This is a genomic window from Bacillus cereus group sp. BfR-BA-01381, from assembly GCF_022663555.1.
Lineage (GTDB): Bacteria > Bacillota > Bacilli > Bacillales > Bacillaceae_G > Bacillus_A > Bacillus_A pacificus.
Genome location: NZ_JAKUFR010000015.1, coordinates 60929 through 77519 on the forward strand (window position 1 = coordinate 60929; position 16591 = coordinate 77519).

Consider the following 16591-nt stretch of genomic DNA (forward strand, 5'->3'; position numbering starts at 1 on the left):
GTATGTAAGAAACTAATAATATCAAACCTTCAGAATATAGAAACTCTATTTCAATCTAGTTAAATGAAATACTTCGTTAAGTTATAATAAGTATGCTCCAATCTTATCCCATTCTTTTTTGAAGAGAATTTTTCGTTCTCATATTGGCTGCCCGCTAATAGTGAAAATCTCTCCTTCGTAAGGGCACTAAAAAAGAACATTGAAAAGTCAATGTTCTTTTTTAGTATGCTTCTGTTTATTAACTACACTATTCTTCAAATAAAGTGAAACTTTAATCAGTGGGGGGGCTTCATCCCCCACTGATTATCAGCCTCACCAATCGGGCTTTTATGGGAAGAACAATTCTTGTTATGTTAAATGGCTTACGATTATAAAAAATTATTAAATTGATTAAAAATACTAGTTTTACTGGAAAACACATAGCTATTGTTAAGAGAAAAAGGAGTGGAACATCCACTCCTTTCAATCACCTACCCCTGATTCCTCTGCGCCTCTCTAAACTCCTCCTTCACCTTCTCTAACAGCCCTTCTTCCGTAATTAATCGATACGCCGTATTTGCTAATGCTTTTGCCGATGTAATTAATGCTTTGTCTCCTAATTCTGAACGTGCTGCTTCTCTAAATTCATTCGTATGTGCAATTAAACCATCTGGGCCGATTTTAATGTACGGATGAATGGTCGGTACGACTTGGCTTACATTTCCTGCATCTGTTGAGCCGATGCCAAATCTTTCTTTCCGATTTACGTCTTCACCTTGTAATTCTAGTTCTTCGGCTACGACTTCATTAAATGTTTTTGTTACGAGTAGTTCATCGATTTCATTTTGGAATTGATGGATTTTCACTTTTGCGCCTGTTGCTAACGCTGCTCCCTGAGCAATATTTTTTACTTTTTCTGTTACTTCCGCACATCTTTTTCGCGTCGCTGCACGGATGAAGAATCTTGCTGCGGCGTAGTCAGGAATAATGTTAGGTGCTTTTCCGCCCTCTGTAATAACACCATGAATCTTCACATCTGACGGAAGTTGTTGGCGAAGTGCGTTAATACTGTTGTACAGCTGAATCACCGCATCTAATGCGTTAATTCCTTCTTCAGGTGAAGCTGCAGCATGAGCTGTTTTTCCGTAAAAATGAAAATCAAGTGGATCGACTGCTAGTGAAGGACTCGTTGTCGCTGTTTTCCCACTCGGATGAATCATAAGCGCCGCATCAATGTTTTTAAATAAACCCGCCTTTACATAACTCGATTTTGCGCTACCGTTCGGTCCTCCTTCTTCAGCTGGTGTTCCAAACACGACAACTTCTCCCCCAATTTCTTCAAGCGTTTCTGATAATGCAATTGCTGCCGCAACGCTAATTGTGCCGATTAAGTTGTGACCACACGCATGGCCTAGTCCTGGCAAAGCGTCATACTCCGCTAAAAATGCGATTGCTGGTCCTTGTTTTCCAGAGCTTTTTCGCGCGATAAATCCCGTTTCATGTCCAGCTATATTGTGCTGCAGCTGAAATCCTGCACTCCCTAGCAATAAACTCAACGTTCTTGATGCGTAAAACTCTTGGTTACCAATCTCCGGATTCGCATGAATATCGTGACTTGTTTCTATGTACTTTTCCTTATTTCTTTCAATACTCTCTTCAATTGTTTTTCTTTGTGACGTTACTCCTGTCGCTCCCATTTTTCTTCCCCCTTATATTTTCACATAAAAAAGCCTCTTTCTAAAAGATAGAAAGAGGCTTCTGCATATACAGTCAAAATGAGCTTCTTTCTTATCTTTCAAGTTACCTTGCTGGAATTGGCACAGTATTCATAACGAATCCGCTGCCGAGGTATCATAGGGCCAGTCCCTCCACCTCTCGTGATAAGAATTTTCATAAAATTATATTAAATTACATTCATTCTAAGTTCATTTTAAATAAAAGTCAAGGAATTCCTATCCGAATTTACCGGATATCTAAAAATCCTTTTAATACACCAATTGTCTCAGGTGCTTGCAGTCTCGCACATACGTACGGGAATTCCGTACTACCTTCAAACATCATTTGAGATGTGAGTGGTGCGCCTGCCCAAAAGATTTCATCATCGATTACGATAAACGGGAATGCTTTATTTTGCCTTTGTAACTTTACATTTTTCAGTGGAACTGGTCCATCACTATACACTGTTATTTGCGCATTTGTACGCATTAATGCTTGCCATACTCGCTTATCCACTTGCTTTGTGCTTGGAAGTGAAATAATAATCTTTCGTTTTGCAGCTAAAATATCTTTCAATAAACCTTTTGGCTCTTCAAGATTCATTTCCATAAACCAGCGTAAACGTTTCGAAATTTTCCGCTCCCATAATTGTCTTGATGTCGTACGATCATACACATCTCCGTGACGTTCTATATGAGCTGTTAATTGTGATAACGCTTGTTTTCTCGAAAGGTTTTTACGCATATAATGACAATCTGATAGTTGAATGAACTTCCCTCTTGCCCTTGTCACTGCAACGTTGACGAGGCGATGATTTTTATGGTCAAAGAATAACACGCCAGGTCGTTCTTGCGGATAACTATCCACTGTATCAAAAATCATCATATCTCTTTCAGACCCTTGAAACTTATGAACCGTCGCTGCTAAAACAGGTATGTTTTGATATTTCGTTCTCTGCAATATTTCCCTGGTACACGTTGATAAAAAGCGGGATTGTGCCCTGTAAGGTGTAACAACACCGATCGATTGAACACCATCTAACAGTCCGATTAACATCATTTGCATCGCTACTAAACCAGACATTATATTAAAACGAGAACCTGAAGCAGCGTCTTTTAACGAAAAGGCGCCCATTAGACTCGTATCAAATAAAACACTCGCCTCATTTGCAAATGGTTGCAATTGCGCAAGTTCTTTACGGTCTGAAACAGACGGATGATCATACACTCTATTTTTATAAATAAATGAGTTTGTAAACTTAGATATATCCGCATGCATACGTCTTTGTTCCTGCAGCATAAAAAGGTTTGGATGTGCTTCTGATTTATTAACAGACTCAACAATCCCGGCATGGTAAAACATATCTTCCCCAAGCCATTTTCGAACGAGTTCATGATTCGCCATCGCAATTGGAGGTAACTGTAAAAAATCACCACATACGACGATGCGTTTTCCAAGTGAAGCAGCTAATGCAATTTGCGGGACATATGCCATACTCACTTCATCTACGACAACTAAATCAAATGTACGCTCATAAATCAATGAATCAATGGCACATTTCGATAAAGTTGCGCCGATTACTTTCGCATTTTCAATGTATTCTTTTTCTACTTCTTTAATTTTCGCTTTTTGCTTTCGAAGATCACTTTCAATCTCTTGTATACGCTTCTTATCAGCAGAAGTCGCTTTATACGATAAAATCTTTTCACGAAGATCTTGTCGTGTTTCCTCTAAATAGAGTCTTTCTTCTCCCCAAGATCCGTTCGTCGTTTCAACTAACTTAGACGCAAGCAACGTTTCATGATTTCGTATATGTTCATGTTGACTATAACCGTAACGAACAATTTCACCAGGCGTCCATTTCTTTTTCTTCTCAATTTGCTTCGTTACTTCACTCATTAATACGTCCACTGCCGCATTACTATGAGCTAGCACAAGTACCGATTTTCCTTTTTGATAATGCGCCGAAATAATACGTGATAAATTGTAAGACTTCCCTGTTCCAGGTGGTCCCCACACGTATGTTGTCGGATTGTAAAACGAACGATACGCCAATTCATTTTTCGGATTTTTCATCTTCTCAATATGTTTCGGACTGCTCGTCCCATCAACAAGACGCTTTATACGATTACGTTTTAACTTATCTTTATGTGCCTCTTTCAATCGCTCTTGTAGTTGCTCTAGCAATTGCCACGGTTCACTGTATAAAACAGCTTCTCGTATTTCACCTTGTATATAATCATTTAATTTCAGTTCTATTTCTAATCCATGTACAGATAATACTTCCCCTGTTGCTTCCTCACCATCAAACTCAATTCGAATTGGTGAACCTTCAGGTAAGCTTACTTCCGAAATAAGCTGAAATACGTATACTGTACTTTCATAATCTGTATATAAAAAACGACCGTTTATGATAGAAATTTTACTACCACCTATCGTTTTCCAATGTTTAATTTCATACGCTAATGCATAATGCCACTCTTTCATCGTTGCCGATAATGAAGGAGTTTGAGTAGGTGTATTCATCGTATAATCTCCTTCCTTCTCCCCAAACATACTTTCTCACTATACCATATAACACGCTAAAATTTGTAAGGTTTTTATCTTGCTTATTTTCTTAATTTTCAATAACATATTGTATATAATTTTCAGAAAGAAGGAATCTACATGCCAGTTAGAAGAATCGAACACGTTGGACTTATGGTTGCAAACTTAGAAACATCTATTGCATTTTATGAAAAAGTAGTCGGCTTACAGCTCATTAAACGTATGGGTCACCCGAATCCCGACTTAAAACTCGCTTTTTTAGGTGTGGAAGAATCGAAGGAAACGATACTAGAACTCATTGAAGGCTATAACTCCTCTCTTCCGGCAGAAGGAAAAGTACATCACATTTGCTTTAAAGTGGATTCATTAGAGGATGAAATTGAAAGAATACAAAAACACGGCGTAACCTTCCTACTAGGAGAGGAAATTGAAACATTACCAGATGGAACACGTTACATATTCTTCGCTGGTCCTGATGGAGAGTGGATTGAGTTTTTTGAGACGGAGAGATAAAGTGAAACTTTAATCATCCCACAAATAGCAGGATAAATAACTTTATGATCAACATGAGGGGTAGAAACTGATGAATACAGTTTTTATTATCGTTTTTTGGATACTTATACTATTTCCACTTCTTTATATAATCCTGATAAAGAAGTGGAATATAAAAGTAGTTGCTTTATTTGTGGGAAGGATTCTATTAAGCATTCTCTATTTCATAAATGGAATGGTGTTAGAACTGCAACGAAATTGGGTAGATCCCCCTATGAAACAGAATGGGATTTCTTTGTAAAGTTTTTACTAAATGGGAAAACTGATACACTTATACACTTGTTACTTCTAATTATTATCATTACTTTGGATCTATTCATTACATTTTATTATATTAATAAAAAGAAATAGGATATTCTCTCCTATTTCTTTTTTTATGAGTAGCGCCATATCGCTATCAAACTAAGGTTTATGCTGCCCCTAAACAATAATTTTTTACAGTTTTACTCTGGGGATGTCAATTTTACTATTTTTTAGGTATTTATTTTTACTAGCTTGATGGACATGGGGTTGATTTATTTTCTTAAGTTGATAGGCATGTGGTGCTATCCCATTGCTATTAAGCTAAGAATTTAAGTGTACTATCATTTAAGGGAATACTTAAGATACAAATAAAATATCTTTTCCATATCGTACTGTTTTATTGAAGTCTATCCCGAGTTATAGCTAGTTCAATGCGACTGTAAATTCGGAGTTCGGTGCGCCAGCAAATACAACCGTTCCGTTCTCTGGTAGTTTCACTTTGTTATTATTACTAACAACGCTAAAATTGACGCATACTCCATTCTCATCATACACCGCGAATGAACTTCCTGATGGCAACTCCACATTCATCGTTTTCCCTGCTGCCTCTTGCGGAATCGTAAACCATTTCGCATGCCCGTTTTTTTGCAGTGTAACTTTCGATAATTGACCTGCATCAAGGGATTTTACGTTAGATTCACTGACGTATAAAAAGCTGGCCATCTCCATATATTCATTATCATTCTCTGTATAGAAATGAGCTTCCGTCGTATCCCGCCCATACATAACAGGAATCTGAATTTGATGCGTCGCCGTATTCGGACCTGTAATTTTTTTGCCGTCCCAATACCCATCCTTGGTTGTAATTTGTGTGTTAAGAGGTATTAGTTGTCCTAGATAATTTATAGAGTTAAATTTTTCGTTAACAAGGTAGAACTTTCCGCCCTCGCGCTTCGCCCATGCAGCAGCTGTTTTCTTCGGCAACACATTGTTTTCTAATTTTTGGGCTAAATATTGAGTCAGCACAGTTTGCCCCAATCCCGGCGATAATTCATATGTGCTCTCTCTCAAATAAACTTTTCCATTCTTCTCAGTAACGAAGTTAAGCTTGGAAGTACCCTTCTCATTTATAAAGCTTCCATCCGCCGTATATACATATTTTTCTTCCGGTTTAGTTGGTAAAAACAGTTCTCCCTTCTTCGTAATTTCTATTTTGAAATGGCTGCGGCTATTTCCATAAAAACCCGCTTTTTTTACCACGTCTTGAGGCACTTTAGCCTTGACTGGTTTGCCGAAGGATTTATCTGGTTTTATATCCTTAATTGTCCCTTTCTCTTTAAGCCTGGCTAGCAGTAATTTGTTTGCTAACAGTTGATTTGTCATGCTGGTGCCGCCGGAGGACAATACAGCTGCTGCCATCTTCTGTTCCGGAAGCACGACCAATGTAGCATGTTGTAGTATCGTATCCCCACCCTTAGTCAACGCTTTTATCCCATATTCACTGAATGGGTATAGTTTCACACTATCCCAGCCAAGACCATAGTTGAACATATTTCCGCTATCTCCCGGCCATATTCCTTTTTTATATTCTTCTTGTTCCATCGCCTTGACCGCTTTATTAGAGAGAATTTCTTTTCCCTGTCCCATAAATATTTGTGAGAATCGCACCACATCTTCTGCAGTAGAAGAGATTCCTCCCGTACCAATCACATTCACCATTTCACTTGGAAGCTGTCCCTGGTATGTCGGAGAATACAGTCCAGCCCGCTTTTCGTCTTCCCCTTTGTCTTGCGATGTTATCGTATGATTCAATTCTAATGGCTCTGTAAACTTTTGATGTAAAAATTTAGTAAAACTCATACCACTAACTCTTTCTACCAAGATCTCAGCCAGTGTAAAACCGTCATTACAGTATACTGAGAACTCACCTGGGTCTGCCTTCAAGTTTTGGTTGGACAATTGTTGCAACAAGATATCATGGGCATAAGCATCATTATCTTTAAATGAAAATGCATTATTGAACGTCGAACCTTGCAAACCCGAGGAGTGATTCAACAGCATACGCGGTGTAATACGCTTATATCGTTTATCTTTCATTTTGAAATCAGGAATATAGCGGGCAACAGGAGCATCCAAATCAACTTTTCCTTCGTCTACTAGTTTCATAACAGCAGCAGCCGTATATACTTTACTGGTTGAACCAATTCCGTATAGAGTATCTTTGGTTAGTGGTTCTTTCCCTTCTATGTCGTTCTTACCTGTCTGCCCTGACAAAATAAGTTTACCATTATCAATCAGCGCATACTGTACGCTAGTCGTCTCATAGGACTTCGTGAGCAGTGCAGCATTCTCTGCAGCAATCTTCTCCAAATCTTTGCTAGCAACTTCTTGGCTAGATACAACCGGAGTCTTACTGCTAGAAGACGCTATCGCTCCTGTTGGTAGGCTCATTGTTAGAGCTAAGGTAGCGGCTAACACCCCAGATAATTTATTTTCCATAAAAAATGCCTCCTTAGATAAATGATCAATTTCATCTTTTATTTGTTCAATTACAAACATCACATAAACTACTATTCTGGTTTTATCCATACTGTCGTAACAAACGGTAAACCTCTCTTTTTCACATGTACGTTAGTACCATAAATGATTTTTTATTTAGAATGCGCTTATTACTAGTTTGGTTTTCGTATAAATAAATCCTATTTATCCTCCCTCTTTTGTGCTTCTCTATATTTGTATCCTACACAATAAAAATTTCTTTTTTCTTATGCATTTCTTACAATTTCCTTACGTTCAAATCACTTCTATAATTAGGTAGGTTTTATTTTAAAATCTCCAGGATAATAAATGCTTATATAATCCCACGATTTCATAGAAGATGGATTCATAACCCTGCGCCAAATCATCATGCGCATCTCTGCTATTTCCTTGGATTCCCCCTTCAACCTTTACAACAGTTCTAGCCGGCATCAACACTTCTTCACGTTCTTATAAGATAGTAATAACTAATCAACTCCTTACCTGAAAATAAATGAATATAGAAAAAGAGAGATAAGGTTAAAATACCTTTATCTCTCTTTTTCTCTCGCAAATTTTGCGAAGGATTTTTTTGTGTGAGTCCCCTCACCATCAATTTAAGAGTAAAAAAGAAGGGGATTATCCCCTCCTTTTTAAGCTTGCTCCGACTGTCGGAATTATTTAATATACCCACGATTCAGTTCCGTTAACTTTTCATTAATGTTAAAAATTCTTACTCTAATATCTTTAACACCAGCTGCTTCAAGTCTGTTCTTGTGCATTTCAGCGTATGTTTCAGCATCTTGTTTTTCTTCAAATACATAAATGCCTCCAGCTTCTTTTGTTTCTTCATTCTCTGTCCATATTTTCCAGTGGAATCCTTCTTCTTCATTAATACTTTTTGCTAAATCCAAAAATGCTTTTTCCATTTCTTCACCAAAAGGACCTTCAAACGGAAAATCAACCTGTAATAAATATGCCATTTTCACTCACCCCTATTTTCAATATTTTTCAATTCGAATGCAGGTAATATCTTAAATGAGTACGGTTGTTATTCCTGCACTCAATTGAAATTTCACCTGTATTTTCACAATCCCTGCCAAAGTTGATTGTGGTTCAATTATTTTATCCAGGGAAAGCCTGTGTTCAATTAAAGTATTTATTAATGTGGCAACAGTTCTATGATAAATAACCACACTATCGTCAACAAACCAGTTGTGTACTCTGATTCCTTCTTCTTGATAATTATCTAATGCCCCCTGTGATTTATTACCATCCTCAGTTGTTATCCAATGGTTGCTTCCTTTGCGAGGTGTTGCTATTGTGTGTTCGGTTGAAAAGATAGCACAATTTTAATTATGATTTTGTTTTAAACAATCCGTTCTGAGACACTACTCTTCTGCTAAAATAGCGTAATAATATTCATCCCACCATTCATTTCCATGGGGTATACACTTCCTGAAATATCCTTCTCTTCTCATTCCAATTTTCTCCATCAATCGGTATGATGGGGTATTTTGTGGCTGGCATGTAGCTATAATTCTATGTAATTTCATTTCCTTAAACCCATATTTTAATGTAGCTTGTGCTGCTTCAGAAGCATATCCTTTATTGAAATATTTAGGATTGAATACCCACCCAACCTCATAAGTATGCTCACCAAAATATTTATGAAAAACAATATGACCAATCAAAATATTTTCATCTACCAGTATTACAGGAAAGTTCTCTGCATTTTCACCCATATTTCTATTTACAAAGTTTCTCGTGTCTTCTTCAGTAAAAACCCCTTCAGGTATGTATTTCATAACATTGCTATCTGATGTATACTCATGGACAGCTTGCCAATCTTTGAACTCAAAATTTCGTATTAATAATCTTTCTGCTCTTATAAACATTTACTGTTCTCCTCTCAAAAAATCGTTTCTTTATTTCAAATCCACATTCAACCCTTAAACTAAAAAGAACTTGTAGGAATCCCTGCAAGTTCTTTGTTGTGTATATAAAGCATAAAGATTATTGCATTTTGAATCAACATGTACGTCCCTTTTATTTAAAAGTAAGAAAACCCTATATTCAATAAAAAATACAGGGTATTTATAAATCAGTTTATTTTGTTCAAAGTTATACTTAGTCGAAAGAAATTCGTGAATGAAATATTACTTATCTAATTAAGAAGAATTTAGATTCCGGCCCAAACATCTTTTCCATATCGCCCTTCATCTTGCACACGATCCAACCAATTCCTTGCTTCTTGTTCACTGACTTCATGAATTTCTTGATATGCTTGACAAAGGGTGTCTTCTACATCAGGAGCCATTTTACTTCCATCACCACATATATAAAGATGAGCTCCATTATCTAATAACGAAATTAAATTGATTCTATCTTGTTTTATTACATGCTGTACATATGTTTTAGGATATCCTTCTAGGCGAGAAAAAGCTGTATGTAAAGAGATTAATCCATCTCTTTCATCATTTTCTAGTTCTGTACGATAAAGATAATCCTTTTCAGGATGACGACAACCAAAGTATAGATGCGCTTCTCCTAAGTTCATACCTTTTTGCTTTTGAACACGACGTGCTTGTAAGAATCCACGGAATGGTGCAATTCCAGTACCTGGTCCAACCATGATAATTGGTGTTTCTGGATTTTCAGGTAATTGAAAGTTTGATTGTGGCGTTCGAATGAAACAAATAATCTCATCTTTATTATGACGCTGAGCTAAATAATTAGAAGCGACTCCTTCATATGTCCCTTCCCCGCTCCATGCAGGCGCATTTACAACACCAACCGTAATGCTGATACGATCCTGTGCAATGAGTGGAGAGCTTGAAATTGAATAGTAACGCGGTTTGAGCGCCGGAAGAAGTTCTAAAAAACGTTCAAATCGGATTTCACAAGCCTCATACTTTTCAAGAAGATCCAACATTGAAATACGTTTCTTTAATATTTGTTCTTGATAAACTCCGTCTTCCAATAATGATTCCAATTCCTTTTTATGAGGAGGGCATACTGTGAATGTCACCATTTCTCGTATTTGTGCTCGAGTGGCTGCTTCTTGCACTTCGACACTATAACTAAGAAGGTCATATAAACGAACAGGACTGTCTAAAGGTATGTGATTTACACTGCGCCCACTTGCGCTTAATATGACTTGATCCTTCCCGTTTAATCCAAAGCGTTCTAAAATTCGGTTGACATTTTTCTCACTATTAATTGGTAGCACCCCAAGGTGATCTCCTTCTTTATACGTTGCACCTTCTGGCAAGGATATCTCAATATGTCGCGTGCTTCTTTCACTGCTAGATGATTGAAGTTCACGATTTTCCAATATAGATGCATAAACTGCTTCATATGTTCGCGCAAGAGGAGATCCTCCAAGACGGCTGACAAATTGCAGACTCAAAGTACTGCGTTCTTTCTCCATGTTTTTGTTAAGTTCCAATCCAAATGCCTTCATTGCATCAGACCACATACTCTGTTTCCATTGCTCGAGCTGTTCCTCGAAATCACCACTTGCATCCGCTTCTCCGCGTGTAGAAAATCTTGTTGCTCCTTTTTGAGCCATTTGCTCATCAATGTATCTTGGTATTCGCTGATAGGTACTAGCCCAATTATGGTCTCCACAACCAAAAACTGCGTATTGAACACCTTTTAGCTCATCCGGTTTTAATTCTTCCAACCATTGCACAAACTGTCCTGCATTACTTGGCGGTTTTCCATTATAAGAAGAAGTTACAATAAGAACCGCTCCTTCTTTTGGCAAACTTCCAATTCGATCGTTAAGAGCTGCCACTTCCGTTTGAACACCTTCTAAACTAGCTGTATCTGCTAGCTCTCTTGCAATACCTTCTGCTACCCCTGTATCCGAGCCATACAGAACAAGAAGCGAAAGATTATCGGCTCCAATAATAGAAGGAGTCTTCTGAACTTGCTGCTTGATTTCATGGTTTTTCAGTTTCTCCTCTACAGGCGCAAGAACAGTAGTATGGCTAATATTTTGATTTCGAGGTACAATCCTAATTTTAAAATCACCAGGCTTTAGCGTTAATGTTTGTTTTACGTCCAGCTGATAGTCTTCATAATCGATGAATTCAAAATGTTGAAGAAGCATTCCCATTACGAGTGTCGCTTCATGAAGTGCAAACTGCATACCGATACATGCTCGTTGACCATTTCCAAATGGCTTATAAGCATGATGAGGAACCTTATCCAGATCTTCAAATCGTTCGGGTTGGAATTCTTCCACATTGTCTCCCCACGCGTCTTTATCCCTATGTAGCTGTGGAATAAGGACAGAAATACGATCTTCTCCTTTCTTAATTGGATATTTCCCACCAATCACTGTATCTTCTTTTGCATAGAGACTGAATGCTGGAGCAGTAGGCCATAGACGTAGCGATTCATTTAAAATCATCCGGATATACTTAAGTTTCATAACTTGTTGATATGTTGGAGTAGGATCTGTCAAAACACGGTCTACTTCTTCATAGGCTTTTTTCAATTTATCTGGATTCTTTAATAAAAAATAGATTGCAAAAGATAACAATCCACTTGTTGTCTCATGTCCAGCTATTAAGAAGGTAATAATTTGGAAACGAATATTTTCATCATCTAATTTTTCACCAGTTTCCGGATCTTGCACATGTAACATACGGGAAAGTAAATCATTTTCTTCCTGATTCCCACTACTTTTACGTTCAGCAATAATATTATCTACTAAAGAAAACATGGATTGAATATCATGTTGAAATTGACGTTTCGTTCTCCACATGAGTTTATCTTCTATATCCAGCCGCTGCAATTGGTGCATTGCCTCATCTAGAGCACGGGTCATGCTAGTAATAAAAGGATGAGGGATCTCGCGATAAAAGCTATTAAATCGGTAATTAAAACCACATAGACCAATTGTATCTAATGTAAGGCGAGTCATATCCTCTGGAACATCTACGTTTTCATTCGGATTCAGTCTTGCCCATTTTTGAACGAGTTGTACGGCAATATCGACCATCATGGCATGGTAATCTTTCATTGCCCGTTGGCTGAATGTAGGCATCAAAATATTATGAGCTTTTTTCCAGTTAGGCTCTTGAGTCTCACTTGTAAATAATCCGTCTCCAGCAAAGGCACGAACTTTCGCTAAAGCACCGTCTATACTTTTATCAAATCTTGTTTCGTCACAGACTTCTGCTACCAGTTCATGTCCAGAAATGACAATGATCGTATCACTTAAAGTTTGAATTTGAAAAATGGGACCATACTCTTCCGCTATCTTGATAAAGGATAAGGTCGGTTTATCTTTATCGATTAATGGGAGGTTCCCCAGCGGTCCATATGTTTTCGGCTGAGGAATGGCAGATACTTTTTTATCCATTATAAAAACACCCTTTCAAAAAAACATGAAATAAAATATCCCAGTCAATAAAAAGAACATAGCAATGAATCGCCTGGGATAAAGATATGTAATTGATTACCTTATTTTATCTTTTCCCTAACTATTCACGATTATGATATTGCTTATAAGGTTGGTAATCTAAGTTGTTTGTTGCTATTAGATTTATAACTTGCAGAAAAAATACGAAATTAAAATGAAACGTATTATTATAATGTTTATCAGAAATTGAAAACTAAAGATTGTAGTATTTGGAAAGCCAATAATTTCTAATGAAAAAAGATCTGATATGAAGATCAGATCCTTTTTTCACTATGTGTAATTATTTCACTGTTTCTTTCAATTCTTTTCCCATTTTAATTATCAGCTTCTGAGCAGCAAAAAACTCGTAGAAATCATTATGTAGAGTTTATTTCACTCTATCGATTTAATCTCTCGACTGCTTCCGGGCTTGTATCTACACGTTTAACGAAAAAAACTAATAGTAGTGCAACAACATTCATGCCAAGCGCTACATAGAATGAATATTGAATTCCGGATAATAAAGCCTTCTGAGTTACTATTACCTTCGTAACTTCTGTGAAGGTTGTTGGATCTAATTCAGACATTAGACTTTCAGCTTTTGTTTTTGTTACAGAATTCATAATTGTAACAAGAATAGCAGTACCAATTGAACCGGACACTTGTTGAGCTGTATTATTAACAGCTGTACCGTGCGGATTTAAGCGAGTTGGCAATTGATTAAGACCATTTGTCATAAGTGGCATCATCACCATCGCCATCCCAAACATCCGTAGCGTATAAATAAGAATAATATGTGTGTGGCTAGAGTCGATTTGCAGGTTTGCCAGCATATAAGTTGAAACGGCTGTAATGGAAAGTCCCACTATACCAAGAATCCGAGGGCCATATTTATCGAATAGTTTACCTGTAATTGGTGACATAACTCCCATTATTACCGCACCTGGAAGCATCATCAGCCCAGAGCTCAGCGGTGAAATACCGCGGACATTTTGTACATAAGCTGGTGTTAAAATCATACCCGAAAACATGGCTACTGCGTTGACAATTGCAATTACAGACGCAAGTGCAAACATTGGGTACTTGTAAACACGTAAATCCAATAACGGTTCATTCATTTTTAATTGACGGATAATGAAAGCAATTAGGGCAATAGCGCCTACGATTAAGGTTGTTAAGACAACTTTATTCGTCCAACCATTGGAGCTTGCAGAACTGAATCCATATAACAGACCGCCAAAACCGACAGAAGATAATAGTAATGAGAGATAATCCAGTTTTGCATTTTTGTTTTGTCTCATGACATTCTCCGATTTCCAAATCCCTAACAGTAAGCTTATGATTGCTAACGGTAAAATCATTTCAAAAAGCAAGCGCCAGTCATAATACTCTACAATATAACCCGATAGTGTCGGTCCAATTGCTGGGGCTGTAATCATAACTAATCCAAAAATCCCCATTGCTGTTCCCCTTTTTTCTCTTGGAAAGCTTACTAGCATAATATTCATTAACAAAGGTCCCATGACTGAAGAACCTGCTGCTTGAACCATCCGGCCAGTAAGTAATAAACCGAAGTTCGGTGCTACAGCCGCTAAGGCCGTACCAAGGATAAAAATCAACATTGATGTAATAAATAAACTCCTATTGGAGAAGCGGGTTATTAAAAATGCTGATGCCGGAATTAATATACCACTTACAAGCATATATCCTGTAGAAAGCCACTGGATCGTTGAATAATCTTTAATGTCTAAATCCTTCATTATTGATGGCAAAGCTACATTTAAAAGCGAGTTATTTAGAAATGAAACAAATGCCCCAATAAAAAGGATTACAAGCATTACATATGGTGGTTTTCTTTTATGTAATGTTTCACTCATATATTTATTTGCCCCTTCATTATAAATTCCATTGATTAATTTCAATCATTTACATATCTGCACAAGAATACATTACCCTTGCAGTATTTTGCCATACTCTTCGAATGGATATTCTCTTTTTCGCAATTCTACTTGCCCTACATAACATTTTAAAACCTTTTTTCTTGATTAAACCTTTATAAGCGCGTTTGTTAACCGAAATTAAATTAGGCTGCATTTTGAGGTGAAGTTGTCTTATCGCCCACAAATAGCAGGATAAATCAACAAGACAAGACCACAGCTATTCCTTTAAATACAGGCTTGTAAATCTAGTTATGTAACCATCCATAAAAAGGAATATTACATAGGCTAAGTCTAACATTACATTTTTACAGTAAGGGGAATAAGCTTATGCACCAATATCGGTATTTGAATTCAAAAGGAAATCAGGAGTATTATAATCACCAAAATTCAATGTCATCATTATATGTACAGCCCCAAATAGCTACAGCTGAGGGAATGAATGATTTGAAGATTCCTGAGAATTGGAGTTATCGCTTCTATCCAGTTGGTTCGGATTCACCAGCCAATTATACAGCTTTCCATCCTCAGTCCCCTCCCTTCTCTTTGGATCAGCCAATCCATTATGCAGAGATGATGCCCCAAGGACATCCCGCTAATTGGCCTCCATTCCCAGGCCATGCAGGTAATTTTCAAAAACCTCCCTTACCCTGGGCTCAACCATTCAACCATACAGGGATGTTTGCACAAGGTCATCTTGCCGCTTTACTCTCACCGCCAGCTAAGGCTTTTAAATTTAATAGCAATAACTGGGGTATTTTCGGAAACTCTCCAGGATGGGGAGGGCAGATAAGTCCCATGGGATGGGGGAATAACGGCGGTTACGGTCAGCCAGGAATGCTTGGAAACTTACTTACAGTAGGAAAAGGCACTATGAATGGAATTGGAATGCTTAGTAGTCTAATGGGTATGGGGAAGTTCTTTTTTTAGTGGATTAGAACGAGAGGATAGGTCCATATCTCAAACATGCCCATCAGTGTATTGATTATATGGTTCCAGTACTCCCTCCAAGTTCGGTTCCTCTTATGTCAAATTATAAAAACATCTATTGCCTTGTATGTGATAACTTGATACAGGTATGGTGGCATCAACAAAACACTACAAAAAACCGGTTCCTTTACGAAAGAACCGGTTTTTGTAGTTCTTATTTCTTTGAAAAGTAGTCAAATCTTTTTTTCATTATTTAACACTTTGAACACGGCCAATTTGTCCATCTTGTAGTCGAACTTTAATGCCGTATGTATGTGTTTCACTATGTGTCAAAATGTCTTTTACAACGCCACTTACAGTTTTACTATAATCATTATCCAATTGAATAACTACATGCGAACCAACTGAAATTTGTGATCTTGTTGGTTTCCCACCTGTTGCTTGTGTTGGTTTTTCTTGTTTTTGTGTTCTCTCCTGTTGTGTAGACTGCTGTTGCTGAGCTTTCTTTTCTTCTTGCTTACGTTTTTCTTCTTCTACTTTTTGCTGCTCTTCTTGTTTACGTTTTTCTTCTTCTACTCTTTGCTGCTCTTCTTGTTTACGTTTTTCTTCTTCTACTCTTTGTTGCTCTTCTTGTTTACGCTTCTCTTCTTCTACTCTTTGTTGCTCTTCTTGTTTACGTTTTTCTTCTTCTACTTTTTGTTGCTCTTCTTGCTTACCTTTTTCTTCCTCTACTACTTTTTTGTCTTCATCC

The 16591-nt window shown here is 37.3% G+C and carries 10 protein-coding genes, 2 pseudogenes and 1 riboswitch; of the genes and pseudogenes, 3 read left to right on the forward strand and 9 right to left on the reverse strand.

Annotation, left to right across the window (positions count from 1 at the left end; all coding sequences use genetic code 11):
• Positions 1–470: 470 nt before the first annotated feature.
• Positions 471–1676 (reverse strand): M20 family metallopeptidase, encoded by a 1206-nt coding sequence (locus MR079_RS07835; protein ID WP_242293808.1) that lies wholly within the window; start codon positions 1674–1676, stop codon positions 471–473.
• 88 nt (positions 1677–1764) lie between these two features.
• A riboswitch (SAM riboswitch) is annotated at positions 1765–1866 on the reverse strand.
• Between the two features lie 75 nt (positions 1867–1941).
• Positions 1942–4251 carry an AAA domain-containing protein gene (locus MR079_RS07840; RefSeq protein ID WP_242293809.1) on the reverse strand — a complete coding sequence of 770 codons (2310 nt, stop codon included), beginning with the start codon at positions 4249–4251 and terminating at the stop codon, positions 1942–1944.
• A 111-nt stretch (positions 4252–4362) separates the two neighbouring features.
• On the opposite strand from MR079_RS07840, the gene MR079_RS07845 reads away from it, so the two are divergent.
• Positions 4363–4755 (forward strand): VOC family protein, encoded by a 393-nt coding sequence (locus tag MR079_RS07845; protein ID WP_242293810.1) that lies wholly within the window; start codon positions 4363–4365, stop codon positions 4753–4755.
• Positions 4756–4825: 70 nt separating this feature from the next.
• Positions 4826–5145: pseudogene (locus MR079_RS07850) on the forward strand (hypothetical protein).
• A 315-nt stretch (positions 5146–5460) separates the two neighbouring features.
• Here the strand turns inward: MR079_RS07850 and MR079_RS07855 are convergent.
• The 6 genes and pseudogenes from MR079_RS07855 to MR079_RS07880 form a co-directional block, all read right to left on the reverse strand.
• Positions 5461–7536 carry a serine hydrolase domain-containing protein gene (locus MR079_RS07855; RefSeq protein ID WP_139866062.1) on the reverse strand — a complete coding sequence of 692 codons (2076 nt, stop codon included), beginning with the start codon at positions 7534–7536 and terminating at the stop codon, positions 5461–5463.
• A gap of 695 nt (positions 7537–8231) precedes the next feature.
• Positions 8232–8537: a monooxygenase gene (locus MR079_RS07860; RefSeq protein ID WP_139866063.1), complete on the reverse strand. Its 306-nt coding sequence runs from the start codon at positions 8535–8537 to the stop codon at positions 8232–8234.
• A gap of 99 nt (positions 8538–8636) precedes the next feature.
• Positions 8637–8897, reverse strand: a pseudogene (locus MR079_RS07865) (SAM-dependent methyltransferase); the annotation flags it as partial.
• 48 nt (positions 8898–8945) lie between these two features.
• The gene (locus tag MR079_RS07870; RefSeq protein ID WP_242293811.1) at positions 8946–9452 is read right to left on the reverse strand and encodes a GNAT family N-acetyltransferase; all 507 of its coding nucleotides are present in this window, start codon (positions 9450–9452) and stop codon (positions 8946–8948) included.
• A 284-nt stretch (positions 9453–9736) separates the two neighbouring features.
• Entirely contained in the window at positions 9737–12934 is a 3198-nt protein-coding gene (gene cypD, locus MR079_RS07875) for a bifunctional P-450/NADPH--P450 reductase (protein WP_242293812.1), read from the reverse strand.
• Between the two features lie 437 nt (positions 12935–13371).
• Positions 13372–14850 carry a DHA2 family efflux MFS transporter permease subunit gene (locus MR079_RS07880; RefSeq protein ID WP_242293813.1) on the reverse strand — a complete coding sequence of 493 codons (1479 nt, stop codon included), beginning with the start codon at positions 14848–14850 and terminating at the stop codon, positions 13372–13374.
• 390 nt (positions 14851–15240) lie between these two features.
• On the opposite strand from MR079_RS07880, the gene MR079_RS07885 reads away from it, so the two are divergent.
• Positions 15241–15840, forward strand: coding sequence for a hypothetical protein (locus MR079_RS07885; protein ID WP_139866067.1), 600 nt, complete (start codon positions 15241–15243; stop codon positions 15838–15840).
• 249 nt (positions 15841–16089) lie between these two features.
• On the opposite strand, the gene MR079_RS07890 is transcribed toward MR079_RS07885, so the two are convergent.
• A partial coding sequence (locus MR079_RS07890; RefSeq protein WP_242293814.1) for a YwbE family protein occupies positions 16090–16591 on the reverse strand: 502 nt, incomplete at its 5' end.

Excerpts from the sequence above, each read along its gene's own strand:
- MR079_RS07835 (WP_242293808.1), bottom strand. The coding sequence starts at position 1,676 with ATGGGAGCGACAGGAGTAACGTCACAAAGAAAAACAATTGAAGAGAGT.
- MR079_RS07840 (WP_242293809.1), bottom strand. The coding sequence starts at position 4,251 with ATGTTTGGGGAGAAGGAAGGAGATTATACGATGAATACACCTACTCAA.
- MR079_RS07845 (WP_242293810.1), top strand. The coding sequence starts at position 4,363 with ATGCCAGTTAGAAGAATCGAACACGTTGGACTTATGGTTGCAAACTTA.
- MR079_RS07855 (WP_139866062.1), bottom strand. The coding sequence starts at position 7,536 with ATGGAAAATAAATTATCTGGGGTGTTAGCCGCTACCTTAGCTCTAACA.
- MR079_RS07860 (WP_139866063.1), bottom strand. The coding sequence starts at position 8,537 with ATGGCATATTTATTACAGGTTGATTTTCCGTTTGAAGGTCCTTTTGGT.
- MR079_RS07870 (WP_242293811.1), bottom strand. The coding sequence starts at position 9,452 with ATGTTTATAAGAGCAGAAAGATTATTAATACGAAATTTTGAGTTCAAA.
- cypD (WP_242293812.1), bottom strand. The coding sequence starts at position 12,934 with ATGGATAAAAAAGTATCTGCCATTCCTCAGCCGAAAACATATGGACCG.
- MR079_RS07880 (WP_242293813.1), bottom strand. The coding sequence starts at position 14,850 with ATGAGTGAAACATTACATAAAAGAAAACCACCATATGTAATGCTTGTA.
- MR079_RS07885 (WP_139866067.1), top strand. The coding sequence starts at position 15,241 with ATGCACCAATATCGGTATTTGAATTCAAAAGGAAATCAGGAGTATTAT.